This is a genomic window from Collinsella aerofaciens (assembly GCF_039758965.1).
In the GTDB taxonomy this organism is placed as follows: Bacteria; Actinomycetota; Coriobacteriia; order Coriobacteriales; family Coriobacteriaceae; genus Collinsella; species Collinsella aerofaciens_BR.
Map to the genome: position 1 here is coordinate 1 of NZ_JBDMSL010000017.1, position 26,056 is coordinate 26,056.

25 protein-coding genes are annotated in these 26,056 nt (G+C 58.8%); 12 read left to right on the forward strand and 13 right to left on the reverse strand.

Translation table 11 applies throughout. From position 1 onward, the window contains the following. Both ABHU32_RS06630 and ABHU32_RS06635 read left to right on the forward strand, forming a co-directional pair. A partial coding sequence (locus ABHU32_RS06630; protein WP_346979443.1) for a transposase occupies nucleotides 1–330 on the forward strand: 330 nt, incomplete at its 5' end. Between the two features lie 105 nt (nucleotides 331–435). Further along, on the forward strand, nucleotides 436–1,818 hold the full coding sequence (locus ABHU32_RS06635) for an MATE family efflux transporter (RefSeq protein ID WP_022093969.1): 1,383 nt from the start codon (nucleotides 436–438) through the stop codon (nucleotides 1,816–1,818). Nucleotides 1,819–1,845: 27 nt separating this feature from the next. Here the strand turns inward: ABHU32_RS06635 and ABHU32_RS06640 are convergent, their stop codons facing one another. Beyond that, entirely contained in the window at nucleotides 1,846–2,712 is an 867-nt protein-coding gene (locus ABHU32_RS06640) for a LysR family transcriptional regulator (RefSeq protein ID WP_346979444.1), read from the reverse strand. A 157-nt stretch (nucleotides 2,713–2,869) separates the two neighbouring features. On the opposite strand from ABHU32_RS06640, the gene ABHU32_RS06645 reads away from it, so the two are divergent. Together ABHU32_RS06645 and ABHU32_RS06650 are read left to right on the forward strand one after the other, a co-directional pair. Beyond that, nucleotides 2,870–3,772 carry a DMT family transporter gene (locus ABHU32_RS06645; RefSeq protein ID WP_346979445.1) on the forward strand — a complete coding sequence of 301 codons (903 nt, stop codon included), beginning with the start codon at nucleotides 2,870–2,872 and terminating at the stop codon, nucleotides 3,770–3,772. Nucleotides 3,773–3,860: 88 nt separating this feature from the next. After that, entirely contained in the window at nucleotides 3,861–4,586 is a 726-nt protein-coding gene (locus ABHU32_RS06650) for a uracil-DNA glycosylase (RefSeq protein ID WP_346979446.1), read from the forward strand. A 50-nt stretch (nucleotides 4,587–4,636) separates the two neighbouring features. On the opposite strand, the gene ABHU32_RS06655 is transcribed toward ABHU32_RS06650, so the two are convergent. From ABHU32_RS06655 to ABHU32_RS06665, 3 genes are all read right to left on the reverse strand, one after another. Further along, the gene (locus tag ABHU32_RS06655) at nucleotides 4,637–5,317 is read right to left on the reverse strand and encodes an SDR family NAD(P)-dependent oxidoreductase (RefSeq protein WP_346979447.1); all 681 of its coding nucleotides are present in this window, start codon (nucleotides 5,315–5,317) and stop codon (nucleotides 4,637–4,639) included. Nucleotides 5,318–5,326: 9 nt separating this feature from the next. Beyond that, complete coding sequence (locus tag ABHU32_RS06660) at nucleotides 5,327–6,049, reverse strand: VUT family protein (RefSeq protein ID WP_240125889.1); 723 nt, start codon at nucleotides 6,047–6,049, stop codon at nucleotides 5,327–5,329. Nucleotides 6,050–6,205: 156 nt separating this feature from the next. Then, nucleotides 6,206–7,819, reverse strand: coding sequence for a peptide chain release factor 3 (locus ABHU32_RS06665; protein WP_118081383.1), 1,614 nt, complete (start codon nucleotides 7,817–7,819; stop codon nucleotides 6,206–6,208). Nucleotides 7,820–8,210: 391 nt separating this feature from the next. Here ABHU32_RS06665 and ABHU32_RS06670 point away from each other — a divergent pair, with 391 nt between their 5' ends. From ABHU32_RS06670 to ABHU32_RS06685, 4 genes are all read left to right on the forward strand, one after another. Beyond that, nucleotides 8,211–8,591, forward strand: a complete 381-nt coding sequence (locus ABHU32_RS06670) for a GntR family transcriptional regulator (protein WP_346979448.1) — start codon at nucleotides 8,211–8,213, stop codon at nucleotides 8,589–8,591. Between the two features lie 23 nt (nucleotides 8,592–8,614). Next, a complete protein-coding gene (locus ABHU32_RS06675; RefSeq protein ID WP_346979449.1) occupies nucleotides 8,615–9,496 on the forward strand; it encodes an ABC transporter ATP-binding protein in 882 nt (293 codons plus the stop codon). After that, nucleotides 9,493–10,191, forward strand: coding sequence for an ABC-2 transporter permease (locus ABHU32_RS06680; protein WP_346979450.1), 699 nt, complete (start codon nucleotides 9,493–9,495; stop codon nucleotides 10,189–10,191). The genes ABHU32_RS06675 and ABHU32_RS06680 overlap by 4 nt, the downstream gene beginning before the upstream one ends. A gap of 450 nt (nucleotides 10,192–10,641) precedes the next feature. Continuing rightward, the gene (locus ABHU32_RS06685; protein WP_346979451.1) at nucleotides 10,642–11,517 is read left to right on the forward strand and encodes an EamA family transporter; all 876 of its coding nucleotides are present in this window, start codon (nucleotides 10,642–10,644) and stop codon (nucleotides 11,515–11,517) included. 15 nt (nucleotides 11,518–11,532) lie between these two features. Here ABHU32_RS06685 and ABHU32_RS06690 read toward each other — a convergent pair whose 3' ends face one another. The 4 genes from ABHU32_RS06690 to ABHU32_RS06705 all read right to left on the reverse strand — a co-directional run bounded on the left by ABHU32_RS06690 (nucleotide 11,533) and on the right by ABHU32_RS06705 (nucleotide 14,770). Continuing rightward, the gene (locus tag ABHU32_RS06690; RefSeq protein WP_346979452.1) at nucleotides 11,533–12,324 is read right to left on the reverse strand and encodes an EFR1 family ferrodoxin; all 792 of its coding nucleotides are present in this window, start codon (nucleotides 12,322–12,324) and stop codon (nucleotides 11,533–11,535) included. Nucleotides 12,325–12,359: 35 nt separating this feature from the next. Next, nucleotides 12,360–13,649, reverse strand: coding sequence for a chloride channel protein (locus ABHU32_RS06695; protein ID WP_346979453.1), 1,290 nt, complete (start codon nucleotides 13,647–13,649; stop codon nucleotides 12,360–12,362). A 125-nt stretch (nucleotides 13,650–13,774) separates the two neighbouring features. Further along, entirely contained in the window at nucleotides 13,775–14,308 is a 534-nt protein-coding gene (locus ABHU32_RS06700) for an LOG family protein (protein WP_346979454.1), read from the reverse strand. 36 nt (nucleotides 14,309–14,344) lie between these two features. Continuing rightward, the gene (locus ABHU32_RS06705) at nucleotides 14,345–14,770 is read right to left on the reverse strand and encodes a potassium channel family protein (protein ID WP_346979455.1); all 426 of its coding nucleotides are present in this window, start codon (nucleotides 14,768–14,770) and stop codon (nucleotides 14,345–14,347) included. A 197-nt stretch (nucleotides 14,771–14,967) separates the two neighbouring features. On the opposite strand from ABHU32_RS06705, the gene ABHU32_RS06710 reads away from it, so the two are divergent. Then, nucleotides 14,968–17,772 (forward strand): ATP-binding protein, encoded by a 2,805-nt coding sequence (locus ABHU32_RS06710; RefSeq protein WP_346979456.1) that lies wholly within the window; start codon nucleotides 14,968–14,970, stop codon nucleotides 17,770–17,772. 41 nt (nucleotides 17,773–17,813) lie between these two features. Continuing rightward, complete coding sequence (locus ABHU32_RS06715) at nucleotides 17,814–18,293, forward strand: pyridoxamine 5'-phosphate oxidase family protein (protein ID WP_316364549.1); 480 nt, start codon at nucleotides 17,814–17,816, stop codon at nucleotides 18,291–18,293. 70 nt (nucleotides 18,294–18,363) lie between these two features. Here ABHU32_RS06715 and ABHU32_RS06720 read toward each other — a convergent pair whose 3' ends face one another. From ABHU32_RS06720 to tsaA, 4 genes are all read right to left on the reverse strand, one after another. After that, nucleotides 18,364–20,556: a hybrid sensor histidine kinase/response regulator gene (locus ABHU32_RS06720; protein WP_346979457.1), complete on the reverse strand. Its 2,193-nt coding sequence runs from the start codon at nucleotides 20,554–20,556 to the stop codon at nucleotides 18,364–18,366. Continuing rightward, nucleotides 20,553–21,401 (reverse strand): substrate-binding periplasmic protein, encoded by an 849-nt coding sequence (locus ABHU32_RS06725; protein WP_346979458.1) that lies wholly within the window; start codon nucleotides 21,399–21,401, stop codon nucleotides 20,553–20,555. The genes ABHU32_RS06720 and ABHU32_RS06725 overlap by 4 nt, the downstream gene beginning before the upstream one ends. Nucleotides 21,402–21,566: 165 nt before the next feature. Continuing rightward, nucleotides 21,567–22,781: a MalY/PatB family protein gene (locus ABHU32_RS06730; RefSeq protein ID WP_346979459.1), complete on the reverse strand. Its 1,215-nt coding sequence runs from the start codon at nucleotides 22,779–22,781 to the stop codon at nucleotides 21,567–21,569. Nucleotides 22,782–22,893: 112 nt separating this feature from the next. After that, a complete protein-coding gene (gene tsaA / locus ABHU32_RS06735; protein WP_346979460.1) occupies nucleotides 22,894–23,631 on the reverse strand; it encodes a tRNA (N6-threonylcarbamoyladenosine(37)-N6)-methyltransferase TrmO in 738 nt (245 codons plus the stop codon). Between the two features lie 141 nt (nucleotides 23,632–23,772). Between tsaA and ABHU32_RS06740 the strand changes: the two genes are divergently transcribed. Next, nucleotides 23,773–24,600 (forward strand): TipAS antibiotic-recognition domain-containing protein, encoded by an 828-nt coding sequence (locus ABHU32_RS06740; RefSeq protein ID WP_346979461.1) that lies wholly within the window; start codon nucleotides 23,773–23,775, stop codon nucleotides 24,598–24,600. Nucleotides 24,601–24,651: 51 nt separating this feature from the next. Continuing rightward, nucleotides 24,652–24,897, forward strand: coding sequence for a glutaredoxin family protein (locus ABHU32_RS06745; RefSeq protein ID WP_346979462.1), 246 nt, complete (start codon nucleotides 24,652–24,654; stop codon nucleotides 24,895–24,897). Between the two features lie 170 nt (nucleotides 24,898–25,067). Here the strand turns inward: ABHU32_RS06745 and ABHU32_RS06750 are convergent, their stop codons facing one another. Then, nucleotides 25,068–26,021, reverse strand: coding sequence for a tRNA dihydrouridine synthase (locus ABHU32_RS06750; protein ID WP_346979463.1), 954 nt, complete (start codon nucleotides 26,019–26,021; stop codon nucleotides 25,068–25,070). Between the last annotated feature and the right edge of the window lie 35 nt (nucleotides 26,022–26,056).

Below are 26,056 nucleotides of genomic sequence, written 5' to 3' on the forward strand. Positions count from 1 at the left end.
ACCGCAGCGCAGCTCGCGGTGTCGGTCGACATCGGGAGGTTCCCGGACCACGACCACCTGGCCTCGTACTGCGGCATAGCCCCGAGGGTGAGGAGCTCCGGCACGTCGGTGAGGTCGGTCAGGGCGTCCAGGCGCGGCGACGCGAGGCTCAAGTCCCTGCTGATCTTCTCGTGCAACAGCCTGGTGAGGTCCTCGGGGCGCTACGGCGAGTACTACCGGGCCTGCAGGGCACGGGGCATGGGGCACGGGCGGGCGCTCAAGGCCGTCGCGAGGAAGCGGCTCAGGGCGATATACGCCGTGATGCGCGACCGGGTGCCCTACCGGGAGTAGCCCCGACGGTTGACAAAACTATAGGAACACCCAACGACTAGGCGATTAGGAGTATCATCGTCTGCGCAAATAAGCACGAAAGAGCATATTAGAGATTGAGAGCGTATGGCTGACACCGTATCTAAGCACATTGACATGACCACCGGCTCGCTGTGGCGCAATATTCCCCTGTTCGCCTTCCCCGTGGCCGCCACGAGCATCTTGGAGCAGCTGTCGAACCTCATCGCCACGGTCATCATCGGTAACTTCTCGGGTGACCAGGGAACCCTCGCCATGGCGGCGGTCGGCTCCAATGTTCCGCTTACCAGCCTTATGCTCAACCTGTTTATTGGCATGTCACTTGGCTCCAACGTGGTCATCGCCAACGCTATCGGCCGCAACGATCAGAACATGGTCAAACGCGCCGTCCATACCTCAATTTTAATGGCACTCGTGGGCTTTGTCGTCATCGCACTGGGCGAGATCTTTGCCGAGCCCATGCTCGCCGCGCTCAACGTTCCCGCCGAGACCATGCCGCTCGCCTCACTCTATCTGCGCGTCTTTTTGCTCAGCATGCCCTCGATCTTGCTCTACAACTTTGAGGCCGCGATCTTCCGCTCCGTCGGAATCACCCGCATGCCGCTGCAGGCGCTTGCCGTGTCCACCGTCCTCAACATTGGCCTGGACCTCATCTTTGTCCCAATACTCCACTGGGGCGTCGCGGGCGTCGCCATCGCCACCGCCATCGCCTACACCGTCAGCGCCGCTACGCTCTTTATCCGCCTTCTCAAGACCGACTCCGTCGTCCGCGTCACCCTACGCGACCTAGCTATCGACCCCGTCGCCCTCAAGCGCATCGTCAAGATCGGCCTGCCCGCCGGCATCCAAAGCGCCGTCTTTGCTGTCGCCAACATCATCATCCAGTCTGCCATCAACAGCTTGGGCACCGAGGTCATGGCGGCATCGAGCGCCGCCATGAGTCTGGAGTACGTGTGCTACAACCTGCTCAACAGCTTTAGCCAGGCTTGCACCACCTTTGTGGGACAAAACCACGGCGCCCGCCAGATCGATCGCTGCACCAAAACGCTCAAGGTCTGCCTAGTCGAAGGCGGTATCGTCGCGCTCACCACAATTATCGTTATTGTCGGCCTGGGGCGCGAGATCTTGTCGCTGTTCAACAGCGATCCCAACATTGTCTCAATCGGCTATATCCGCGTGTGTTCGATCTTCCCGGCGTACGCCTTTAGCATGTTCTACGAAAACATGTCAGGCTACCTGCGCGGCTTTGGCATCTCGCTCACGCCCGCCCTCATCACCATGATCTGCGTCTGCGGCATCCGCTTCTACTGGGTGTTCTGCGTGTTCCCGCACTTCCGCACCTTTGCAAACATCATGATGGTCTACCCCATCAGCCTGGGCACCACGGCGTTCTTTATGGTCGTGGCGGTGCTACTCTGCCACCCGGCACGCACCTATCGCGCCACCCAAGCCAAAGCGACAGCCCGCTAAACACCGCACTCAACGCCACGCCAGTCATTAATTGACAATATGCGAGCTCATATAGTCGATAAAGTGCCTCGTGGCGATGGGCATGGTGTCCCAGCTGCGCCAGGCGGCCACCACGTCGCGCGAGGGGGCATGCACGATAGGACGTACGCGAATATCGGCCTGCATGCCCTCAACGGTACGGCGATACAGCATGCTCACGCCTAGGCCCTCCTCCACCATCGCCATGATGGTGTAGTCGTCGGTCACTTCACTCGTCACGTGCGGCGACAGGCCATGCGCCGCAAATGCATCGAGCACCAGACTCTGTTCGCCCTCATCCAACAGCACAAACGGCTCGGACGCCAGGTCGGCGAGCGTCACCTTTTCCTTTGCCGTCAGCGGATGCGCGACAGGCAACAACGCCACCAACTCGTCGTGATAGACCACGCGCTTCTCGAGCCCAGCGGTAAATCCGCGCGCCGTAAAACAAAAATCAACCACCCCATCGTGCACCCATTGAGCGTTGCGCGTGTAATCGCCCTGCTTGAGGGTAAAGCGTACGCCCGGGTGCAGGGCCCCAAAGTCGCGGATCACACGCGGCAGCACGGTGCGACTCACGTTGGTAAACGTCGCAATGCGAATATCGGTCGACGAAAGCCCCAGCAGCTCCTGGCGCTTGCCCTCGAGCTCGGCCTCGGCGGTCACAATCTGGCGCAGGTACGGCAGATATTGTTTACCGTCGCGCGTAAGCGAAACGCCCTGCTTACCGCGCTCGATAAGTGTGGTGCCCAGCTCGCGCTCGAGCGCCTTGACGGCCTGGCTCACCGCACTTTGCGTATAGCCCAACTCGTCCGCCGCGGCCTTAAGACTGCCGCGATCGACCACCATACAAACAATCTGATACCGCGATGCCATCGTGCCTCCACATCAATGCAGCCGTAAAACGTTTTGCCAGGGTTTTTCTGTCAACATTAGTATTTCTTAATCATACTGAAGATACATTCGCTTTACTACATCCAAATCTGGGAGCAGAATCCTTTGTGCGAAACCGTTCTGTAACAAAAGGAGTCCCATGGATCGCAAAAAAGCAATCGCGCTCTCATTTTCCGTTCCCGTCGCATGGGGCTTTTCGTATCCCCTCATGAAGATCGGCATGGACAGCATGAACGCCACGTGCATCGTTGCGCTGCGCTGTATCATCGCCTTTGCGGCTTGCCTGCTGCTCTTCCACAAGCACGCGTTGCGCATCAACCGTGACCTTATGGTCCGCGCCGCCATCATCGGCGCCATTATGGCAACCGAACTCACCTGCATGTGCCTGGGCTCCAGCCTCACCTCCGCCTCCACTGCCGGCTTTTTGCAGAGCCTGACGGTCGTGATCGTGCCGTTTGCCAACGCCGCCCTGCTGCGCCGCGCACCCGAACGCAAAATGCTCGTCGGCACTGCCATCGTCACCTGCGGTATGTTGCTGCTCTCGGGCGCCGACTTCACCAGCCTGAACCCGGGCGCGCTCATCATGTTGTTCTCCGCCTTTGTCTACGCCGGGCACATCATTGTCGCCAAGCGGTTTGTCGAAGAAGTCAATCCGCTTGCTCTGGGCGTTTGGCAGCTGGGCTTTGGCGGCTTGTTCTCGGGCATCGCCGCATTCACCTTTGGCGGCTTCACGCTTCCCAGTACGCCCAGCGAGATCGTGGTCGTCGTTGCGCTCGCACTCATCTGCTCTGCCTACGGCTTTATCACCCAGACGCTCGTGCAGCCCCACGTGCCTGCCGAGACCACCGGCTTCGCCTTCTCGCTCGAGCCAGTCTGCTCCGCCGTCTTCTCGTTCTTCCTGGTCGGCGAGGTCCTGAGCCCCATCGCCTTCTTTGGTGCCGCTCTCATCCTCACCGGCGTCATGGCAGCAACCGTGCAGCTCCCGCGCCTTCGCGCGCATGGACAGGCTCGCATGGCAGGAGCGCCCGAGCGCGTCTCGTAGACCCCACTCCTTATACAGCCGCGGCATAAAGGCAACCGGTGCGCCTTTACAATAGATGCCAACAGAGCATCTGCCATAAAGGAGCCCCATGGACACCGCAACTCGCGACCGCAACATAGCAACTTGGTTGGGCGATGCGCCGCAGCCGGTACGTGACACTACGAACCAGCTGCTCGAGCGCATCGCCCTTTTGCGTGCCGAGCAGACTATCTACCCAGCACAAGACGACATCCTCAATGCCCTCGCCTACACGCCGGCCGACCAGGTCAAAGTTGTCATCTTGGGTCAGGACCCTTATCACGGACCCAACCAGGCCATGGGGCTGTCGTTCTCGGTCCCCGCAACGCAAACCAAGCTGCCGCCAAGCCTGCGCAACATCTATAAGGAGCTCAAAGCCGATCTGGGCTGCCCCATTCCCGCCACGGGAGACCTAACCCCATGGGCACAACAGGGCGTCCTGCTCCTCAACACTACGCTCACCGTGCGCGAGCATGCCGCGAACTCGCACGCCAAGCTGGGCTGGAGCACGCTCACCGACTACGTTATCGAACGCTGCTGCCAGCTGCCCCAGCCGGTAATCTTTTTGGCATGGGGTCGCTTTGCCCAGCAGATGGTTGAAGGCAAGCTCGCCGCAACTGGCGCGGGCAAGGCAACCGGCAAGTTCTGCCTGGCATCCACGCACCCCTCGCCGCTTTCGGCCAACCGTGCCACGGCAGAACTCCCCGCCTTTATGGGATCGCGCCCCTTCTCCGCTGCCAATGAACTGCTCGAGCAACACGGCTCGACCCCCGTCAACTGGACTTGCCTCGGCTAAAAATCGATACATCAAAAACGCGCCCGACGGCTTTCCATCGGGCGCGTTTCCTATTCGGGCCAAATAAATTGTGTGCGGCCGGCCTCGCCGCCATCGATCAGCAGGCTCTGCCCGGTCATAAACCGGTTGGTCACGCCCACAAAGTAGATCCACTCGGCGATCTCTTGGGCGGTAGCCCAGCGTTTAAGCGGCGTGAGCTCCATAATCTGGTTCCACAGGTGCTCGTCTTCCATCACGCAACGGTTGAGCGGCGTGATAACGCCACCCGGGTCCACACTGTTGGCGATGGCCTGCGGTGACAGGCGATTTGCAAGGTTTTTGGTGTAGGCGATAACGCCGCCTTTGCTGGCGGCATAGGCGGGAAACTCCGATCCCGTATGCCCGCTCGCCGACCCCACATTGACCACGGATTTGATAGCCGGCGCCGGCTTGGCGGCAAGCCCCTCCCCCACAAAGGCGTAACGCTCGGTCACGTTGATGGTGCCACACAGGTTGGCGGCGATGTCATCGGCCGAATCCTGCGTACCGGCAACGTTCACGATTACCTGAGGCTCAAGGTCGCCTGGAAACGAGTTAGGCTCGCGGACATCAACAATCAGATGGCGGTAGCGCTCGTGTTCGATCGTCGCCGGCAGCAGATCAAAGCCCACGACCTCGTGGCCCTCATCCAAAAAGCGCTGCACGCACGCAGCTCCGATACCGCCCGAAGCGCCCGTGATCAAAACCCGCATACTTGCTCCTTAGGCGGTTGCGTGGCGCTCGAGGTACTCGGCGCCCACGTTCTCGCGCTCCCAACCGCGCACGACCTTGTAGCCCACGGGGCTCAGGAAGACCTCGCACAGCAGCTCGGCAACAGCGCCGGTCAGCGAGCACATAAGGACCTGCACCCAGGTCCAACCAAAGAAGGTGTGGCTCACCACGATGGCAAAGACCAAGTTGTCGATAAACTGGCCAACACCCGTGGACACATAGGAGCGGAAGGCAAAGCTCGCAAAGTTATTCTTTTTGAGCATACGGCCAAGCGACTGGTTGAGCGTGGAGTTAACCACGGCAGAAACGAGCATTGCCAGCGAAGAGCCCAGCACCACGTACCAGGTGCCGCCGATGGTGGCGTTTAGGGCAGTGTTGACCTCGATCATGCCCGTGTCGTAGTAGGCGCCCCACATGCCGGGCGTGAGCGAGCATGCCCAAAAGCACAGGCTCACGGCGAGGTTGACTGCCAGCGCGAGGATGGAGATTTTGATGGATGCCTTGGCGCCAAAGCGCTTGCAGATCATGTCCTGGCACAAAAACGAAACCCAGCTCACCACAAAGCCGCAATCGAGTGCCAGATACGGCAGGCTGATAAGCTCTTTGTTGGCCAGCAGGTTCATCATGATGACGCTCACGAAAAACAGCGAAACCGTTGCCGCGGGAATGCTCCGCAACAGGACCTTGTAGTCCTCCATGACCTTCTTGATCATTATGTACTCCTTTGGTTTTAGGTTTTACGAGCAGGATATCGGACCCGAACTGCTCGGACGCCCCGGTCTTGAGACGACGGTGGGTATGATAGCCGCTCACACGGCATCAGGCAAGCAAGCGGCGCGGCAGCCCCACAGGGCCACCGCGCCGATGCGTTAAAAGGCTACGTTGCCAAACTCCGACAGGATAAGATCGGGGTTGTGATCGGTTGCCCAATCCACGTTCCACGGACTCGTGAACAGCAGCAGCTTACCGCCGCGCATGTCCTCGACGCGCAGCGTGTCGCGCGTGAGCGAAAGGCCCGGGATATCGATGGTATCGGGGTCGTTCTGGATCCAGCGAATGTCCGTATAGGGCAGCGGCTGGCGACGAACCTCAACACGGTACTCGGCCTTGAGGCGGCGCTCGAGCACCTCAAACTGCAGCACGCCGACCACGCCCACGATGACGCTCTCCATGCCGGCACCAAGCTCGCGGAAGATCTGGATGGCACCCTCCTGGGCAAGCTCCTCCATACCCTTGACGAACTGTTTGCGCTTGAGCGTATCGACCTGCGTAATGCGAGCGAACATCTCGGGGGCAAACGTCGGGATCTGCGGGTACTGCACGTGGCGCTTGCCGGAGCACACGGTATCACCGATGCTAAAGATACCCGGGTCGAACAGACCCACGATATCGCCCGCGTACGCCTCGTCCACGATGGCGCGGTCATCGGCCATCATCGAAGTGCCCGTAGCAAGCTTAAGCTTGCGGTTGCCCTGCACGTGGAAGGCGTCCATGCCGCGCTCGAACTTGCCCGAGCAAATGCGCACAAAGGCGATGCGGTCGCGGTGGTTCTTGTCCATGTTGGCCTGGATCTTAAACACAAAGCCACTAAAGTCGTCGCGGCAGGGATCGACCGGTTCGCTGGTGAGCGTATCGGTATAGGCGCGCGGCGTCGGGGCCAGACGCAGGAACTCCTTCAGGAAAGGCTCCACGCCAAAGTTGGTGAGCGCCGAGCCAAAGAACGCCGGGCTCAGCTTGCCGCAGGCCACGGCATCCAAATCGAGCTCGTCGCCGGCACCATCGAGCAGCTCGATATCGTCCATCAGGTTCTTATGGTTTTCTTCGCCGATGAGCTCGTCCATGGAAGGATCGCCCAGTTCGGCCTCGACCTCGGCGACCTTCTTGGTGGCGTTGGCGTGGCCGTCGCCCTCAAAGGCAATGACGTGACGAGTCTGACGATCGAACACGCCGCGGAAGTTGCGGCCGCTGCCGATCGGCCAGTTCATGGGATACGTATTGATGCCCAGGACATTCTCGATCTCTTCCATGAGCTCAAACGGGTCGCGGGCCTCGTGGTCGAGCTTGTTCACAAAGGTGAAGATGGGAATGTGGCGCAGCGTGCAGACCTTAAAGAGCTTCTTGGTCTGGGCTTCGACGCCCTTAGCGCCGTCGATGACCATGACAGCGGCGTCGGCGGCCATAAGGGTACGGTAGGTATCCTCCGAGAAGTCCTGGTGGCCGGGGGTATCGAGGATGTTGACGCAGGCGCCGTTGTAGGTGAACTGCAGGACCGAGGAGGTAACGGAAATACCGCGCTCCTTCTCGATGTCCATCCAGTCCGAGACGGCATGCTTGGCCGAGCTCTTGCCCTTGACCGAGCCGGCGGTCTGAATGCTGCCGGTATAGAGCAGCAGTTTCTCGGTAAGCGTGGTCTTACCGGCGTCCGGGTGGCTGATGATCGCGAATGTGCGACGCGACGAGATTTCATCCGACAGGCTTGCCATGCGGATCCTTTCTTGCATTGAGTGCATTACGTCGTTGTAACCGCATTATTGTAGCCGCGAAATCCCGCCATAGGGCACCTATCAGGACAAATTCATCAGTTAGGGCCAGGGTAGCAGTCGATGGCGGCACTCCGCAGCAGTTTGTCTCGATCTGTAACATCTAGACGGTTTTTGAACCTCTACCTGTTACAGATTTAGACAAACAGGTGGGGCCCGCCAGCAAAATCTCAATCTGTAACAGGTAGCCGTCCAAATCGGTTCCAGATGTTACAGATTGAGATGAATGAACGAGCGGGCAATCCGCAATTGCCTCTTGCAGAACTGTGCATAGTGTATATATACTGTGCTTACCGGTTATATACACGTGTAGCCCATCAGCTAAGGAGCCGCTGTGGACATCATCCTATCCAATTCGAGCGACAAGCCCATCTACGAGCAGATAACCTCGCAAGTCAAAGCTCAAATCCTTTCGGGCACGCTCGCTGCGGGAGCCAAACTCCCCAGCATCCGTGCACTCGCGAGCGATCTTGGCGTGAGCGTCATCACCACCAAGCGCGCCTACGCCGACCTGGAGCAGCTCGGGTTTATCTGCACCGTACAGGGCAAGGGCTGTTTTGTCACCGAGAGCAACCAAGAACTCTTGCGCGAAAACCAGCTCTGCCATATCGAAGAGCTGCTTGCAAAAGCGGCAAGCCAAGCCGAAGCCTTGGGCGTCACGCGCGACAAGCTGCACGAGATGCTCGACCTCGTAGCCCCCGAAACCATGCAGTAGCCATCTGCAAGAAAGGCTATACCATGCAAAACTTGCTTGAACTCAAAGGCATCTCACGCACTGTAAGCGACCGCTTTTCGCTGCGCAACGTCACGCTTGCCGTGGAGCCTGGCCAGATCGTCGGCTTTGTGGGTGCCAACGGTGCCGGCAAAACAACGACGATTCGAGCCGCGCTCGGGCTTATCAAACTCGATGCCGGCGAGGTGCACCTGTTTGGGCAGCGCTGTGGCATCGACGCGCCCGATGAGACGCAACGCCATCTACGCTCCCGCGTCGGTCTTGTCCTGGACACGTGCCCCTTCCCCTCCACGCTCAAGGTGGGCCAGATCGAGGCGCTCGTAGGCCCGGCGTACCCCACGTGGGACCGCGAAACGTTCGCCGGATTCATCAACCGATTTGGCCTCGATCCCAAGACAAAGGTCAAGGACCTCTCCCGCGGCATGGGTATGAAGCTGCAGCTCGCCTGCGCGCTCAGCCACAATGCCAAGCTGCTCGTTTTGGACGAAGCCACCGCGGGCCTCGATCCCATGGCACGCGAGGAACTGCTCGATGAGCTGCTCGCCTTTGTCGCCGACGGCCAGCGCAGTGTGCTGCTCTCGAGCCACATTACGTCTGATCTCGATCGTGCTGCCGACCGCGTCATCTGCATCGATAACGGCTCGATTGTGTTTGACCTGCCGCGCGAGGAAATTACCGACCGCGCCGGCATCGCCCACTGCACTCAGGCACAGGCCGCCGAGCTTATGGCTTACGTCGAAGGCGCCCGCGCCGCCCACCACGCCTATAGCGTGGACGTGCTCGTGCCCAACCGTCGCGAAACGCTCGAGGCCTTTCCCGAGATTCCCTGTGATCGGGCAACCATTGATGACTATCTGCGCCTCATGCTGAAAGGGGCTTTGAAATGAAACGCGCCATTATGTCCGAGCTTGCCATCGTTCGCACGCTCGTCCCGAGCATCGCAGGTGTCGGCCTGTTCATATTCGTCGTATTGACCCTTGCCAACGCGACAGACGGCGATTCCGGCATGAGCGCCGGCGCCTGTGCGGTCAGTGCAATGTCGCCCATCATAATCATGAACTCGCTAGCTGGCTACGATAACCAAAACGGCTGGGAGCGTTATCGAGCAACGTTGCCCTTCTCGCGCAAAGACATTATTTGTGCACGCTACCTGTGCATCGTTGTCTTCTCGGTCGTCATGGCATGCGCGGCTACGCTTCTGAACATCCTCGCCCTTCCGCTCTTCGACCCCATGGGCATCCCTTCGATATGCCAGACGATCTTTGAAATCGCAACCGCCTCGGCGGCATCGATGCTCATCTCCCTCATGATGGTATTCTTGACACAGCCGCTGTTCTACCGATTTGGACACATGGAGGCGCTGCGCCTATCCCTTGGCCTGTTTGCTCTGTTTGGCTGCGGCACCATGGCAATGCTGAGTTCCTCCAACCCCATCAGCAACTGGCTCATGTCGATTGCCGGGGCGAATCCCGATCCTGCCGTTCTTAGCTGTCTGTGTGCAGGCATCGCCGTACTTGCCCTCGCGCTATGTGCAATCAGCTGCACCGTCAGCACCAAGGTTTATCGAGTACGCGATCTGTAATCGACAGCTAAAAAAGCTTAGGTGGTACCCCGCTTATTTTTTCAATGAAACAAGGCGGCATAGCGTCACCACCGCCCCTCACAGCAGGCCGTCTAGTTCTTGGCAACCAAAAAGACACCGTCAGCATATCGAAGGTGAATACTTTTCCGAGAAGTGAACGAGTAAAAACAGTGCCCTGTAGCATCGACATTTTTAAGGACTCAATTCCTGCGGTTTTTGTCTAAGAATCCTGCAGTTTTGTTCGAAAAAAGTGTGCATGTTCCAGGGGTCCAGATTTACTCGTTCACTTCGCGGAAAACCATTCACCTTCGATTCGAGCCTTAACCAAATGCCCTCTCGAACTATGGCCCCTGTCTCACCACAGCGATATCAAAGCTTCATGGCGGGACGGTATCATCGGACGAGCGCCGTAAATCTGGCGCGGTTGTTCTTTGGGGAGGCATTTCACCCGTGTCGTGGGTCGCAGCAGCATTTGTGTCGGCTTTCTTTGCCGGCATCACATCTGTCCTGGCCAAATGCGGCATCAAGCAGACCGACTCCGATGTCGCGACGGCCATTCGCACCTGCGTGGTGCTCGTTTTCGCCTGGGCAATGGCGGGCATTTCTGGATCCATTGGAACCATCGGCAGCATCGAACCCAGATCTTGGCTCTTTCTCGTCCTCTCGGGACTCGCTACCGGTGCTTCGTGGATCTGTTACTTTAAGGCGTTGGACATCGGAGACGTCAATAAGGTCGTACCGGTCGACAAGATGAGCACCGTACTCGCCGCACTGATCGCCATCGTGCTTTTTGGCGAGACGAGCAACCTTGCGGTTAAGCTCGTGGGAACCGCTGTCATCACCCTCGGCACGTTTTTAATGATCGAGAAGAAGCAGTCTGCCGGACCCGAGCAGCAGCAAGACCGGGCCTGGCTCGCTTACGCCCTCGGCGCCGCCGTGTTCGCGGCGCTCACGTCCATCCTTGCCAAGGTTGGCATCGAAGGCGTCGAGTCAAACCTGGCCACGGCAATCCGCACCTGCGTGGTACTGGTTATGGCATGGGCGATCGTGGCAGCCAAGGGAAAGCTGGATCAGGTCGCGCACGCTGACCGGCGCGAACTCACATTTCTCGCAACATCGGGCATCGCGACCGGAGCATCGTGGCTGCTCTATTACTACGCCATCGCCACAGGCCAGGTGAGCGTCGTGGTGCAGATCGACAAACTATCGATTGTCGTATCAGTACTATTTGCGCGCCTGACATTCAACGAAAAACTCTCACGACGCAGCGTCATCGGTCTCGCCCTCATCGTACTGGGCACCGCCGCGCTCGCAGTTTGGAAGTAGCGCGGCCAGCAGCCGCTACATCCTCACACCTGGCTTGGGATGCCTGTACTGACCGTGGGATGCCGTGCGCTTACCGTGCGAGATGGCAAATTTGGGACAACAGTGCAGGCAACGAAGGCAGGCTGCGCACTCCGGCTTTGTCCAGACGGGAAGGCCGTCGCGCATCTCAATCGCCGCCATGGGGCAGCGCTTGGCACACAGGCCGCAGCCGATGCAGCGATCGGCATCGACGGCAAACTTGCTCGTCTGTTGCATGCGCGGCAGCCCAATTGCGTGATACGCGCACGATGCAAACAGAGGCACGCGATGGCGCATCATGTTGCCCGTGCGGCGTGCCCGCACCGCCTCGATCACGGCATCAATCTGCGCCTCGGCAGCTCTATTGATACCCTCAACCTTTTGAGGGTCAGACAGGTCGAAAACAGGCGTCCAGGTATCGGGCATCTTGACGCTCATCGCCGCATCTAACTCGAGCCCACGCTCGTGTAGCAGATCGCGGGCGAACTTGGCCGATTGCCCGGTCGTCGAACCATATGTCGAGACATAGAACGTATAGGGGCGCTCGCCGCCCTTTGTGCCGGCAGCAACCGATAGGTCGACAGTCTTCAAAAACTCGATCATTGGCGTCGGCAAGCCCCAGGCGTATACCGGGGCGACAAACCCCAGCCGACAGGGGCCTTCCATCACAGCAAGGTAAAGGATCTCGGCATCAAAGCGCTCAATCGACATAACTTTGTCGCTTGTCGCCGCTGCAATGCGACGCGCCACATGCTCGCTGTTCCCTGTCGCGCTAAAGTACAGGATCATCTTGTACCCCTGGAATTGACTCGTGAAAAACCGCGCTACTTGCGCAGCGGCTTGGGCAGCGGAATGCCGGCGGCGATAACGGCGGCGATGATCATGCAGACGATACCCTTGAGCGGGAAGCACATGAGCAGCAGGCCCACGACCATGACGGGCTGACGCATAACGGCGCCCATCGTCGATGCCGTGCAGACGGCGACGCAAAAGACCGGATCTGCGCCGGTGAGGATGGCAAGGCCATAGCCCAGGCTTACGCCCGAGAAGATAACCGGGAAGAAGTGGCCGCCGCGCCAACCAAGGTTGATGAGGGCGGGGGTCAGCATGGCCTTGACCAGACCGGTCGCGATAAGCACGCCGACGGGAATGGTCAAGTAGGTTTCCATGAGCACGTCGGCCTGGGTCTCGCCGGCAAACATGGTGTAGGGCAGGACCGTGCCGCAGGTGGCGAGCGCCAGACCGGCCAGCATGGCCTTGACGACAGGACGTTCCCCTATTGCATGGGACAATGCCTCGCTTGCATGCTCGGAGACAAAGTACAGCCAACCGCAAACGGTGCCAACCAACGCCAGCGGAATGAGCCAGGTAAGCTCCAGGTTGCCCACCTCGGCGGACTCGAACCTGGGCATGCCCATGCCGCCGCCCATGAGCTGGCCGAGCAGCAGATAGGTGCCCAGGCCGCCGGCAATCGCAATGCCGTAGACCACGGTCTTCTGTGCTTTGGGCAGCTTGATCGTGATCTCGTCGGACGCAGAGCCCTCGTCGCCGTCGGCGCTACCGGCAAGCGGCGCCACAAAGCCAAAGACGGGCGCGGTAAAGAGCGCCGTCAGGGCAGCCTGGGTACCCAGCAGCGTGAGCTCCCTAAACTCGGCGCCAAAGCGACGCATGCGGTCGCCGACCCAGCTGCACAGACCGGCGATAACGCCGGTCAGGCCGGCCTCCGGTCCAATGCTTCCGCCAAACAGCAGCGGCAGCAACGCCGCGAGCGAAAGCTTGCCCAGGTTGTCGTATGGGTAGCGCTCGTCTTGCTTAACCTTAGCCATCACCTGGTTGAGATCATCGGTCTTGGTGCCTGTCATCTTTTCGTACAGACCGATTAACAGGCCGCCCAGCAGGCAGACAAAAAACGGGTACGGCAAAAAGCCAAACGGACCGCTGGCAAGCTCGGGCGAAGCGACGCCCAGCGCGTGCGGAATCTCGGTCCATAGATAGTCGATGCCGTGCTCCATCGCAAAAAAGAACAGCCAGACCGCGGCGCCTGCGAACGCACCGGTCACGGCAACGCTAACTAAAAACAGCGCGCGGTTTGTGGGTTTGGCAAGGTTGTCCATCGGGTCCTCCCGCGGTCAAAGTCGACATAGATACGCTTTATTGTAGAGCGAGCGTGGCCCAGACAAGCCAACCGTCTGCGCTGCAAACGGAGCCACCGGAGACCACGGCGGGACAGGCTCAAGGCTTATCCGTTGATAATTGATGCGATTTCGTGCAGATCCTCGGCAAAGTAAATGCCTTGCTGGCGCCGTGGGCTCGATAAGCCCTTATCGATCATGTGCTCGAGCAGCGCCTTAAGGTCGTTGTAGTAACCGTCCAGGTTATACAGGATGCACGGAGCACTCAGGTGTCCCAACGATACCGCGGACATAACCTCGGCAATCTCCTCGAGCGTACCCGTCCCACCGGGAAAGGCGATGAACGCATCGCCGAGCTCGATCATCTTTGCTTTACGCTCTGCCATATCGCTCGTCACGATAAGGTCGTTGATACCGTCATGTTGAAACTCGGCCTCGATAAAAAAGCTCGGCTCCACACCCGTCACGTGTCCACCCGCCTCGAGTACGCTATCGGCGAGCGCACCCATCAGGCCCGATTTGGACCCGCCGTATACCAGCGCGTGCCCGTTGGCGCCAATCCAGTTGCCTAGCTCCTGCACCGCGGGCAGAAATGCCGGATCATTGCCGACACTGGCACCCAGATACACGGTGATATTCATATTCAGTCCCCCTCATCGTGACGCGTGGCGCCCGTTCTAGCGCTGGCGTCGACGATACTCGCGCACGCGACGCGAAAGATCGGCAAGCTCGTCACGATCGAGCTCTTCCAAATGCTCCAGATTATCCATAAAACGCGCCATGGTGTCCTTTTGACGCATCTTGATGAGCGTATTGCAGTAGTTCACCGCCACGCCCGTGAGCATGGCGATGTAGAAAATGCTGATAACGCTCAAGACGACGGTAATAGCGCGGGCAATCGGCGTTTCGGCCGGAATGTCGCCAAAGCCGATGGTCGAGACCGTCTCAAAGCTAAACCACAGACCATCACCAAACGTGAGGGTCGTGGGCTCGGACAACCAGACGGCCGTCGAGCACAGCAGGTAAAAGATAAGAAACAGGCCCGTGATGCGTGCAAAGCCAGCCTGTCGCAGTACGTCAGCAAGCGTCCTGAGCTTTTTCATCGCGACCCTTTCCGCGGACGACCAATCACGTTCGCTCGGTATTGTCCCACAACCGACAGTTAGGGACGTTCCTTTTGTGCCGGCAGAAAGGGACTGTCCCCAACTGCCGGGCGGAACCGTTTAGCGGTGCTGCTGCCGGCTGGGCAGGCTGAGCTGGTATTCTTATGCGGTAATGTCTCGATTCGTTAGGATTACATGTGAGAGCTGCCACTGTCCTTCGTTCAGCTATATATCGCGCCCTAGCCGTTGCGCTTACCGCGCTCGCCGCACTGAGCGCCGTCGCGCCCGCCCCTGCCTTTGCCGCCGACTCCGATCAGCAGGCCAAGACAGTCCGCGTTGGTTGGCTCGTCAACAACGAGGGCTTCCAGGACGGCACCCCCGGCGAGCGTCTCTCGGGATGGGGTTACGAGTACCTCCAGACCCTGTCGTACTACACGCCCGGCTGGCGGTACGAATACGTCTCCGGCACCTTCACCGAGCTTATGGACATGCTCGAGGCGGGCAAGATCGACCTCATGCCCAACATCTCCTACTCCGAGGAACGCGCCCAAAAGCTGCTCTTTTCCTCGAACCCCGAGGGCACCGAGCGCTACTACATCTACGCCAAGCCCGAGCGCGACGATCTGGCCAAGGGTGACCCCCAAGCGCTCCAAGGCCTTACCATCGGCTGCAACCCCGGCGTTATGCAAACCTTCGTTGGCCAGCAGTGGCTCGCCAACGAAGGAATCGCCTGCACATACAGGAAGTATGACGGAAACTCCGTTCTCTTTGACGCGCTCGCAAACAACGAGGTCGATGCCATCATCATGAACGACACGACCTCGTCGCCCAGCGCCTCCCCCATGTTCTACATTGGTTCGAGCGACTACTATTTTGCCGTCCCCAAAAGCCGCCCCGACCTGATGGACGACATCAATGCCGCCATGACGGCAATCGCCCGCGTCAACCCACGCTATATCGACGAAGTCAAATCTAACTACTCGGCCCAAAACAGCGGTTCATCATCGCTCAACGGCCCCGAGCGTTCCTGGCTCAAAGCAAATGACAGCACCGTCACGCTCGGCTACATTACGGGCAAACTCCCCTACTGTAACGAAGACGAAGACGGCGAAATGGAAGGTTCGCTCGCATCGCTTGCGATGACGCTGCACGATAAATTTGGCATTACGGTCAAAACCGTCGCCTTTGATAGCTACAAGATGATGTCAAAGGCCCTGTCAAAGGGAAGCATAGACGTTGCGCTGCCGGTATACCGAGATTACTGGTTTGCCGAGCAAACAGGCGTTGTGCAGTCGATATCGTTGGGGACCATATCCCTCACCGCCATCCACACCGGCAGCGACCTGAACAAAGACCTTCAGAACATCGCCTGTACCAAATCATCGTTTGTCAACAAAAATGCACTTGAAAGTCTGTTCCCCACAGCGACCGTGACCGAATACCAATCCGACGATGAAGCGTTCGACGCCCTCAGGAAGGGAACGGCGCACTGCATCGTCGCTCCCAGTTCACGCGTAAAGACCATCGGTGACCGTTACGATCTCGAGGACTGCGAGACGACCGAGCTCCCTGACACCTGTGAGCTCTCGTGCTGGATTTCGCGCGGAAAACCCGAGCTGCTGGGAATCATCAACAAGGGCATCATCAATTCCGGAGAATCGCTCTCCGCAAGCAATTTCTCCCCCACGTCGTACACGGCCCAGGAATCCGACACGCTTCGATTCCTTTATCGCAACCGCACCGCTATTGCCGCCACCCTCATCGGTATGTTGTCGGTCGGCATCGTCCTGCTCATCTGGGCGCTCGTGCGCGCTCGAACCGAGCGCAAAAAAGCCGATGCTGCCAACGCCGCTAAGACGGCATTCCTCACGCGCATGAGCCACGACATCCGTACGCCGCTCAACGGTATCCTGGGCCTTATCGAGATCGAGGAATTGAAGGAAGGCGATATGCAAGTCGCCCGCGAGAGCCGTGCCAAGGCGCGCGTTGCCGCCAATCACCTGCTCTCGCTGATCAACGACATCCTCGAGATGGGCAAAATCGAAGACCGCAAGCTAACACTGGAGCATGCGCCTTTTAACCTCAAAGAGCTCTGTGACGATACGCTAGTGCTGTGCAAACTCCGCGCGTCCAGTAACGGCATCACAATGCAGGACAATAGTCTGCCATACGCCACGGGGCCATACATGATCGGCAGTCCCACCCATATCCGACAGATCATGATCAACCTGTTAGACAACAGCATTAAGTACAACAAGCACGGCGGCTCCGTCACCTTTAGCTCAAAGACCAAGCCACTCGATAACAAGCGCGCGCTCTTTTGCTTTAGCGTTTCGGATACCGGCATTGGCATGGCTCCCAAGTTTTTAAAGCATATCTATGAGCCGTTTGCCCAAGAAGGTGACGATGCGCGCAGCAAGTTCCAAGGAACCGGCATGGGCATGCCAATCGTCAAGTCGCTTATTGAACTGATGGGCGGCACGATTGAGATTTCGAGTGAGGTTGGCGTGGGGAGTACGTTCAACGTCCAGATTCCGCTCGATATCGACAAGAACCCTCAGGCAAGAGAACGTGCGGACGGCCAGGCAAACAGCTGCTCGCTTGCCGGCATGAACGTCCTTTTGGCAGAAGATAACGAGCTCAATGCCGAGATTGCCCAGGCTCTGCTCGAAAGCGAAGGCATCGTCGTAACTCGTGCCGCCAACGGCAACGAAACGGTCGACCTATACGTTGGCCGTCCCGCCGGCAGCTTCGATGCGATCCTGATGGACATTATGATGCCGGACATGGACGGCTACGAGGCAACCCGCGCGATTCGTCTGAGCGAGAAGGTCGATGCAGCCGATATCCCCATCATCGCGCTCACCGCCAATGCCTTTGCCGAGGACGCCAAGGCGGCACACGACGCCGGCATGAACGCTCATCTGTCCAAACCGCTCGACTTTAACAAGCTCAAAAACATACTCGCCCGCATCAAGAAAAACGGATCCGTTTCGCTATAGTTTGTGCTCAACAACCATACGCAGCAGAAAGGAAGCCAACGATGTTTAGGCCCTTACGTCGAAAGAAACGCGCCATCACTGACGAGGAAGCGCGCGAACTGCTCGCCACCTGCAAGCGCGGCGTCTTTGCCGTCAACGGCGACGATGGCTACCCGTACGCCATTCCCGTCAACTACTTCTTTGACACCGAGCACGACAAGATTTATTTCCATGGTGCCAAGGCTGGCCACAAGGTCGATTCACTCAAGCGCGATGACAAGGTCTGCTTTACCGTTTACGGCAACGAGTGGTACAAGGACGGTGACTGGGCTCCCTACGTTATGAGCACCGTGGTCTTTGGCCGCTGTCGCCTGGCGAATGACACTCCCGCGTTTATCGAGGATACAGTCCGCCAGCTCGCGCTTAAGTACTACCCTTCTGCCGAGGAAGTCGAAGAGGAAATCGCCAAGGACATTAAGGGCGTCCAGCTCTACGAGATTACGATTGAGCATCTTTGCGGCAAGCAGATTCAAGAAAAGTAAGCCTCAAAAGCAAAACTCACAAATGGCAATATGGCCCGGTTCCAACCCACCTTGGAACCGGGCCATATGCTTATGAAGCGTCGGCGGCTATGTGCGCAAGCGCCTCAACGAGCTCCTGCGAGCTCACGGGTTTACTCAGGTGCGCGTCCATGCCCGCCTCGCGCGAAAGTCTGCGGTCGTCGGCAAAGGCATTGGCACTCACGGCGATAATCGGCGTGGTCGCGGCATCCTCGCGATCGAGTGCTCGAATTCGACGCGTGGCCTCAAGGCCATCGATACCGGGCATCATGATGTCCATCAACACCACGTCGTACTCGTGCGGTGCGCTCGCGGCAAACGCCTCAACGGCAGACTCGCCATCCTTAGCATGCGTCACGACGGCACCGGCACGGCTGAGCGTAAACTGCGCGATCTCGGCATTCAGATCGTTATCCTCTACGAGCAAAACGCGCAAGCCCTGAAGCGCATCGCCATCGCCCGCATCCGCGCGAACTGCCCGAGGAATCTCGGAGCGCTTGCATTTCTCGAGCGGCAGGCGGATGGTAAACGTCGTCCCCTGCCCCAAGACGCTCGTAAAGCTCATGGTTCCGCCCATAAGCTCGACCAACTGTTTTGCGATAGGCGCGCCCAGGCCAGTTCCCGATGAAGCGCCTTCCACCTGTTGCTCCTCGCGGCAAAACGGCTCGTAGAGGTGCTGTTGGAACTCCTCGCTCATACCAATACCGTTGTCGGCGATCGTGTATTCATAGACGGGGACGCCATCCGCTGGCTCCACCTCGCGGCACACCAGGCGAACATAGCCGCCTTGGCGGTTGTACTTGACGGCATTGCCGGCAATATTAAGCAACAAGCGCTTGAGGTGCGTCACGCTCACCCGCGCATAGGGATGATTAAGCGTCTGCTGGTCGCAGATAATTGTCACCAGACGTTCCTCGGCCTGGCGCTCCAGAATATCGCGCACTTCACAGTTGAGTGCCACCAAATTTGTGGGTACGAGGTTCAGGTCGACCTGCCCGCTCTCCAGGCGACTCATATCGAGTGCCTCGTTGGCAAGGTCGAGCAGCAGTCCCGATGCCGTCCAGATTTTTGAACGGCACTCAGTCTGCTTTTGCAGATCGTCCGCATTGGCATCGCCAACCTCGACCATGCCGCGAATGCCGTTGATGGGCGTGCGCAGATCGTGGCTCATGCGGCGCAAAAACTCCGTCTTTGCCGAGTTGGCAGACGAGGCCTCACGCGCCGCCTTTGCCAGCTTGTCGCCATAGTCGCGCTCCTGCTGCAGCAAGTCCGTCAAACGTCGACGGTCAGCGCGGCGACGCACCATCACAACAACGGCTACAACACCGCTGTAGAGCACCAGCACGCCGGCAGCAACAGCCGCGACGACCTCAAAGTAGCGCCGCGCCGAGGCATAGGTGTACACGTAGAACCCGCGCGCTTTTCCAAATGTGCCCAAATACCACTCGCCATTGGCGTTGACCAATCTGACCTTACCAGCCGGGCACCGATCCTTTATACCGTCGACAATGAAGGCATCCGTCGCAGGCAGATCGAATACGCCCAATATGGTGGGTTCAACGGCATTGGTCGCAACGACCTTGCCATCGCTTTCAATCACGATATTGCCGCTGTCAATGGTCTCATAACCACCGAGCAGACTCTGCAGCTTGAGCGTATTGCTTGCAACTGCCTTCGCGCTCTGATGCCTTACCGCGATAACGATGCCCTCGCCATCTTGCCGGGTCACGCAGCCAATGTCTGCGACCGAGTCATCCGCAAGTGTGATGCGGGCGGTATAGGACTTAAGCGGATAGGCTGCCACCTCCAGCACGGGCGCTTCCTTGAGGTACGTAGCGATCGACTCGTAGCCCACGCCATCCGTCGAGGACTCGGACACCAAATTGCCCGATGCGTCCGTCACGATCAGTGCGCTCACGTTGAACTGGTCGGCATATTGCTCCAGCGTAGCGTTATCCACCGAACCGTCGCGCTCCATATCGCGCGCTGTCTCTCCGGCGATCTCCATAACGCGAATCAGGTTTTTGGTCGTATAGGCGCTATTGAATGCATCGTAGGAAAGGCTCTGCGTCGCCACGTAATCGACAACGTCGGCAAAGCGCTGCTCGGCTTGGGCCGTCGTGTAACCGTAGCTCATCATGCCGGCAACAACCGAGAGCGCTATCCCCAGCAGAGCGACAAGGAGCCATGCCCCTGCCGAACGATTGCCCCGCTCCTGAGCGGCGTGGTCGGGCGCATCGATCATGACAGGCCCTCCATATTCAAAAATGGCGAAGGGTCATCAAAGTACTTTGACACCAGACGTTCCATGGTGCCATCGGCAAGCAATTCTTGGTAGGCATGGGTGAGCTTGACGTCGATGCCACGCGTATCGTTGATATCGAAAGCGGTGCCCAAACCGACCTCTAGCAGCGGCTCATCCAAAATGCGATACGTCACACCATAGTCTTTTTCGTAGGTGAGCAGCGAGGACTCATGCGCGGCGATGGCGTCGACCAGACCCTCAACAAGCGCTGGGTTCAGGTATGAGTGGTCCGAAAAGCTGTAGAGCTCTTTGATCTGTGGAACGTTTTCATTTGTACGATTGAGCAAAATGCCCTCGGGCTTGGTGGTGGACTGGACCGCCACGACCTTATCCTCAAGATCGGCAAGCGTGTAGATATCGCTCTGGGGATCGACCGCGACCACCTGGCGGCTCGCAAGGTACGGGCCGGCCCAACGATACTCATTTTCGCGACCCGTCATGCTAAAGCTGCCCATGACGCAATCGAGCTCGCCGCTCGCCAGCAGCTCTTTCTTCTTTTCCCAATCGATCAGCTGGTACTTTGGCTTGTAACCAATGCGGGCCAAAGCCTCGGTTAGTATCTCGACATCCAGGCCAACGATATCGCCGTACTCATCGGTATACACAAACGGTGGATAGAGGTCGCTGCCGACGTTGAGCGTCTTGAGGTCGTCGTCTTTGATCTGCGAGGCGTCCAGACCTTCTAATGCAGACGTCGAGGCTTCGTCATTACGCCCAGAACAGCTAGCTATCGCTACGACAAAGGCACACGCTACCGCAAGCGCGACAAACAACGATATGGACACCGAGCGGCGAGGTCTTTTCATCGAGCTCCAGAAGATCCTGTTTACAGACTAAAATGGTTAAAGATAATAGCAAACGAAACCACTCGAGCGTCCAATGGTTACAGACGTTTTACCATGCGGGGCCTTCCAGCCAACTTGGCAGAAGACCCCGCATGCAGTGCTCACTTACCGTGCATTAAAAACGTAGCGGTCCAGGCGGTCGCACGCTTCCTTTACGCGCGAAAGCGGCAGCGCCAGATTCACGCGAATGTGGCAGGGCCCGTGGAACGGACGACCGTCCTGATACCCCACGCCCACGCGCGCCCCCTCGTCGAGCAACCACTGAATATCGCGGCCATGCTCGCGGCACCACTCGGTGCAGTCCAGAAACACCATGTACGTGCCCTGCGGACGCGAATAGGACACGCCCTCAAAATGCTCGACCACGTAATCGCAGAAGTACTCGATATTGCCGGCAAGCACCTGGTTGAGCTCGTCCACCCACTCGTAGCCTTGCGGCTGGTAGGCACCGATAAGCGCGTGCATGGAGAGGACGTTCATCTCGTTGTAGTGGGTCTTGTTGGACACGGCGCACACGCGGTCGCGCAGCGTCTCGTTATAGATGATGTGGTAGCTGCCGACCAAGCCCGCCAGGTTGAACGTCTTGCTCGGCGCATAGAGGGCAACCGTGCGCATGCGGGCATCCTCGCTCACCGACTGCGTCGGAATATGCTTGTGACCCGGCAGAATGATATCGGACCAAATCTCGTCCGAGATCACCACGCAATCGTGCTGGCAATAGATGTCCATGGCGCGCTCGATCTCGTCGCGCTCCCATACGCGGCCGCAGGGATTGTGCGGCGAGCAGAACACCGCGGCATGGATGTTGTTTTGGGCGAGTTTGCACTCCATGTCCTCAAAGTCCATGCGCCACACGCCCCGGTTGTCGAGTTTAAGCGGGCTGTGGACAATGCGATAGCCCGCGGCCTCGATGGACTTGGTAAAGCCGATGTAGGTGGGGCTGTGGACCAGCACCGCATCGCCCGGCTGGACATACGCGCGCAACGTCGACACGACACCGCCCAGCACGCCGTTTTCGTAGCCGATATGCTCCGGCGCCAAGCCCTTGACGCCATTACGGCGGCTCTGCCATTCGATGATGCGGTCGAAGTACTCGGGACGCGGATTGAAGTAGCCAAACATGGGGTGCTGGGCGCGCTGAATGATGTGTTCCTGGACCGTGGGCACCGTGGCAAAGTTCATGTCGGCCACCCACATGGGAATGCGGTCGAAGCCCTCGTCGGGTGCGTTCGGAGCCATACCGGGGATCTCACCCCAAGAGTCAACGGCGATGGAGTCCATGCCGTGGCGGTCGATAAGCGAGCTAAAGTCGTATTTCATGCTGAGCCCCCGTGCAAAGTTGATTGTTTTGGTAGGCGTTATTGTCCACCAGCGTAGGCGATTTTGGAGCGGGGTTTGGCGCTTAATTTGACGGGTGCGGACGAATGGCTGGTTAGTCTCGCGCGTCGGTGACGGCGACTACGGTTAGCTGGGTTTCATCGACCGTAAAAGATATGTCGAGTCCGGCGTAGGCCAAGTGGTAAACGCGGTTTGGCTCGTGCTTGCTGCCCGCGCGGCGTGGATCTTGGCGAAGGACCTCGACCAAGCCGGGGAGCTTTGCGGGCGGAATCATATCCTGCAGCGCTTGCGGGAACTCGATATCGAGCTCTTGCCACGGAGCATCTTCAATCCAGCCGCCCGTTGCATCCGGGTGGCAGTCCGCAAACGGAATGTAGGGCTTAATGTCGTAGATGGGCGTGCCGTCGCGCAGGTCGGCCCCCAGCACATGGATGATGGGGCCGTCGTCGGTAAGCTCCACGCGGTCGAGCTTAACGCAGGTGAGCCCGATGGGGTTAGGGCGAAACGGACTGCGCGTGGCAAACACGCCCACACGCTCGGCTCCACCCAGACGCGGCGGACGCACGGTCTTCGACCACTTGACGTTGGTGCCGGACCTGTCCTGCGACTTGGCATCGGCAGCTATGTCCTTAGCCGTGCCGCCGGGCGTTCCGTTTTCGAAGCGCCACAGCAGCCATAGGTGAGAGAAGGAGTCCAAACCCTCAACCGCCGCATTGGAGGCAAATTCCGGCTCAAAGACGATGCGTCCCTGCAGATGGGGCGCCAAAAAGCTGTTGCGCGGAATGCCAAACTTTTGCGGCAGGTCGGTATGGATGTGTGCGATAGGTTCCATGCCGGTCATTGTACGGCATGAAGGTGTGAGGCGTTGTGCGCAATTCTTCGCCGCGGTCCTCCGTCCTGCAACCAACGGTTGCTTGGAGGGGTGCCTGCTACCGCGTATGCTTAAGCCATCAACCAGCAGAAAGGAGCCGCTATGGCCTTTGCAGAAAAGCTCATTGCCATCCGTCGCGCCCATCACCTTACCCAAGAGCAGCTCGCCGCCAAACTCTTTGTCACGCGCCAAGCCGTCAGCCGTTGGGAGCGCGACGAGGTCACCCCGGGCATCGACATGATGAAACTCATTGCCGCCGTAACCGGCGAGCCACTGTCCCACCTGCTCGAAATGCCCGAGCATTATTGCCAGAGCTGCGGCATGATACTCACGCCCGACGACTGCGGCACCGATGCCACAGGCGCCACGACCGACCATTACTGCAAGTGGTGCTACGACCACGGCAAGTACACCTACGAGACCACGATGGAGGCGATGATTGAGGATTGTGCCCCGCGGCTGGCGCAAAACACCGGCATGTCGCTCGACGAAGCCGTCTCGCTCATGGGCGCCGTCCTGCCGCAACTGGAGCGCTGGCACACCGTGCAGGAAAACGAGGAGCGCTACGGCGCCGAAGCGCGGGCGCGCTATGGCGATGAAGCCGTCGATGCGGTAAACGAAGCGCTGCTGGACATGGACCCCGAGACATGGAACGACATGAAGGAACTTGAACGCGCTGTTCTGGGCCAGCTTTCGATTGCCATGGGCATTGGCGACCCAGAGAGCAACGAGGCTCGCAAGCTCGTCGCGATGCATCGTCGTTGGATTGGTCTCAACTGGGGACACGAACCCCAAGACGAAGCATACCTGGGCCTCGCCCACGGCTATCTTGCCGATCGGCGTTTTATCGACTACTACGACAAGCCCTGTGGCACCGGAGCCACGGCGTTTCTGGTACAGGCCATCGAGTCGTCGTTGACGCGCGCATAGACTGCGGCGGCTTTGGGTATTTCAATCAAAACCGCAACCGATTGGAGACCTATGGCTACTAATCATGAGCTCGCGCTGTTCGTTATGACCGGCTGCCCGTATTGCTTAAAGGTCAAGCGTTTCCTTGCCGATAACGGCGTGACCATTCCCGAGCGCAATATCTCGACCGATACCGAAGCCGAGCAGACACTCATCGCCGTCGGCGGAAAGCGCCAGGTTCCCTGCCTGTTCATCGACGGAAAGCCGCTCTACGAGTCGAGCGACATCATCGCATGGCTGCAGGAGAATCTGCTCTAGTACGCACGCTCTGTCCGTCCAGGGCCCCAGCCCATACGACCCAAACATGTACACCAGCATCCAAAGTCGACATTTTTCGACATCTTTGGATGCTGACGTACAGTTTTTGCGGGTAGTCATCGGGGACGTTCTTAAATGACTAGTCGCTAAAGAACGTCCCCGATGACTAACTAGCCGCGGAAGCGAGCTATGGGTGCGAGTGGCTGCTCGCGAAAGACCCGCTCGACGGCGGCGCGGTATTCGTCGACCTTTTTGGTCTTACGTACGAGCTTGTGAACGGTAGCGGGGTCGGCGAAAGCGCACTTGGCGTAGAACCACCACTCCTTCATACGAAAGACTGCGTTGCCGCCAATCTCTTCTGCATAGACCGCAAACAGCGTGTCGTGGAAACGCTGCAGTTCGGTTGCCGTGGCAGCAGGACCGCCCTTAACCATGCGAGCCAGCGCGGGGTTCGCGAGCAGGCCACGCCCTAGCATTACATGGCGCGTGTCGGGATAGGCCTCCGCCAGCGCGTCCATATCCTCAAGATCGAAAATGTCGCCGTTATAGGCCACCGGAAACGGCGCACGCTCCAGCGTCTCGCCGTAAAACTCCTTGCGCGGCGAGCCCGTATAACGGTCCTTCTGTACGCGCGGGTGCACAATCAGCTCTGACAACGGCATGCGGCAATACAGATCGAGCACACGTTCATACTCGTCATCGCGTTCCAACCCCAGCCTGGTCTTTACCGATACCGGCAACGGCGACCGCTCGCACACATCGCTTAAGAACGCCTCGAGCTCGTCGAGATTGCGCAAGAAACCCGAGCCCTTGCCCTTGGCGACAACCGTTCCCGAAGGGCAACCCAAGTTGAGATTGACCTCGCGGTAGCCCATGTCGGCGAGCACCTGTGCCGCCCACACAAACTCGTCCGCGTTCTTGGACATCAGCTGAGGCACTACGTTGAGCCCCTGGTTATTGGCAGGATCGATCTCCTTAAACGCCTTGCCGCCAAAGCGATTTCCCACCCGCGGCGGCGGCAAAAACGGCGTGTAATAGCAATCGAGCGCGCCGAAGCACTCCGCATGCACGCGACGGAACACATGCCCGGTTATCCCCTCCATAGGGGCCAACGATAGAATCATCTACTCTTCTCTCATATCAACGAACGTGACAAAGG

Coding starts and splice junctions, on each gene's coding strand:
- ABHU32_RS06720 (WP_346979457.1), bottom strand. CDS start 20,556: ATGATCGATGCGCCCGACCACGCCGCTCAGGAGCGGGGCAATCGTTCG.
- ABHU32_RS06650 (WP_346979446.1), top strand. CDS start 3,861: ATGGACACCGCAACTCGCGACCGCAACATAGCAACTTGGTTGGGCGAT.
- ABHU32_RS06745 (WP_346979462.1), top strand. CDS start 24,652: ATGGCTACTAATCATGAGCTCGCGCTGTTCGTTATGACCGGCTGCCCG.
- ABHU32_RS06690 (WP_346979452.1), bottom strand. CDS start 12,324: ATGATCCTGTACTTTAGCGCGACAGGGAACAGCGAGCATGTGGCGCGT.
- ABHU32_RS06705 (WP_346979455.1), bottom strand. CDS start 14,770: ATGAAAAAGCTCAGGACGCTTGCTGACGTACTGCGACAGGCTGGCTTT.
- ABHU32_RS06715 (WP_316364549.1), top strand. CDS start 17,814: ATGTTTAGGCCCTTACGTCGAAAGAAACGCGCCATCACTGACGAGGAA.
- ABHU32_RS06740 (WP_346979461.1), top strand. CDS start 23,773: ATGGCCTTTGCAGAAAAGCTCATTGCCATCCGTCGCGCCCATCACCTT.
- ABHU32_RS06695 (WP_346979453.1), bottom strand. CDS start 13,649: ATGGACAACCTTGCCAAACCCACAAACCGCGCGCTGTTTTTAGTTAGC.
- ABHU32_RS06730 (WP_346979459.1), bottom strand. CDS start 22,781: ATGAAATACGACTTTAGCTCGCTTATCGACCGCCACGGCATGGACTCC.
- ABHU32_RS06675 (WP_346979449.1), top strand. CDS start 8,615: ATGCAAAACTTGCTTGAACTCAAAGGCATCTCACGCACTGTAAGCGAC.
- ABHU32_RS06665 (WP_118081383.1), bottom strand. CDS start 7,819: ATGGCAAGCCTGTCGGATGAAATCTCGTCGCGTCGCACATTCGCGATC.
- ABHU32_RS06635 (WP_022093969.1), top strand. CDS start 436: ATGGCTGACACCGTATCTAAGCACATTGACATGACCACCGGCTCGCTG.
- tsaA (WP_346979460.1), bottom strand. CDS start 23,631: ATGGAACCTATCGCACACATCCATACCGACCTGCCGCAAAAGTTTGGC.
- ABHU32_RS06750 (WP_346979463.1), bottom strand. CDS start 26,021: ATGATTCTATCGTTGGCCCCTATGGAGGGGATAACCGGGCATGTGTTC.
- ABHU32_RS06700 (WP_346979454.1), bottom strand. CDS start 14,308: ATGAATATCACCGTGTATCTGGGTGCCAGTGTCGGCAATGATCCGGCA.
- ABHU32_RS06640 (WP_346979444.1), bottom strand. CDS start 2,712: ATGGCATCGCGGTATCAGATTGTTTGTATGGTGGTCGATCGCGGCAGT.
- ABHU32_RS06660 (WP_240125889.1), bottom strand. CDS start 6,049: ATGATCAAGAAGGTCATGGAGGACTACAAGGTCCTGTTGCGGAGCATT.
- ABHU32_RS06645 (WP_346979445.1), top strand. CDS start 2,870: ATGGATCGCAAAAAAGCAATCGCGCTCTCATTTTCCGTTCCCGTCGCA.
- ABHU32_RS06655 (WP_346979447.1), bottom strand. CDS start 5,317: ATGCGGGTTTTGATCACGGGCGCTTCGGGCGGTATCGGAGCTGCGTGC.
- ABHU32_RS06680 (WP_346979450.1), top strand. CDS start 9,493: ATGAAACGCGCCATTATGTCCGAGCTTGCCATCGTTCGCACGCTCGTC.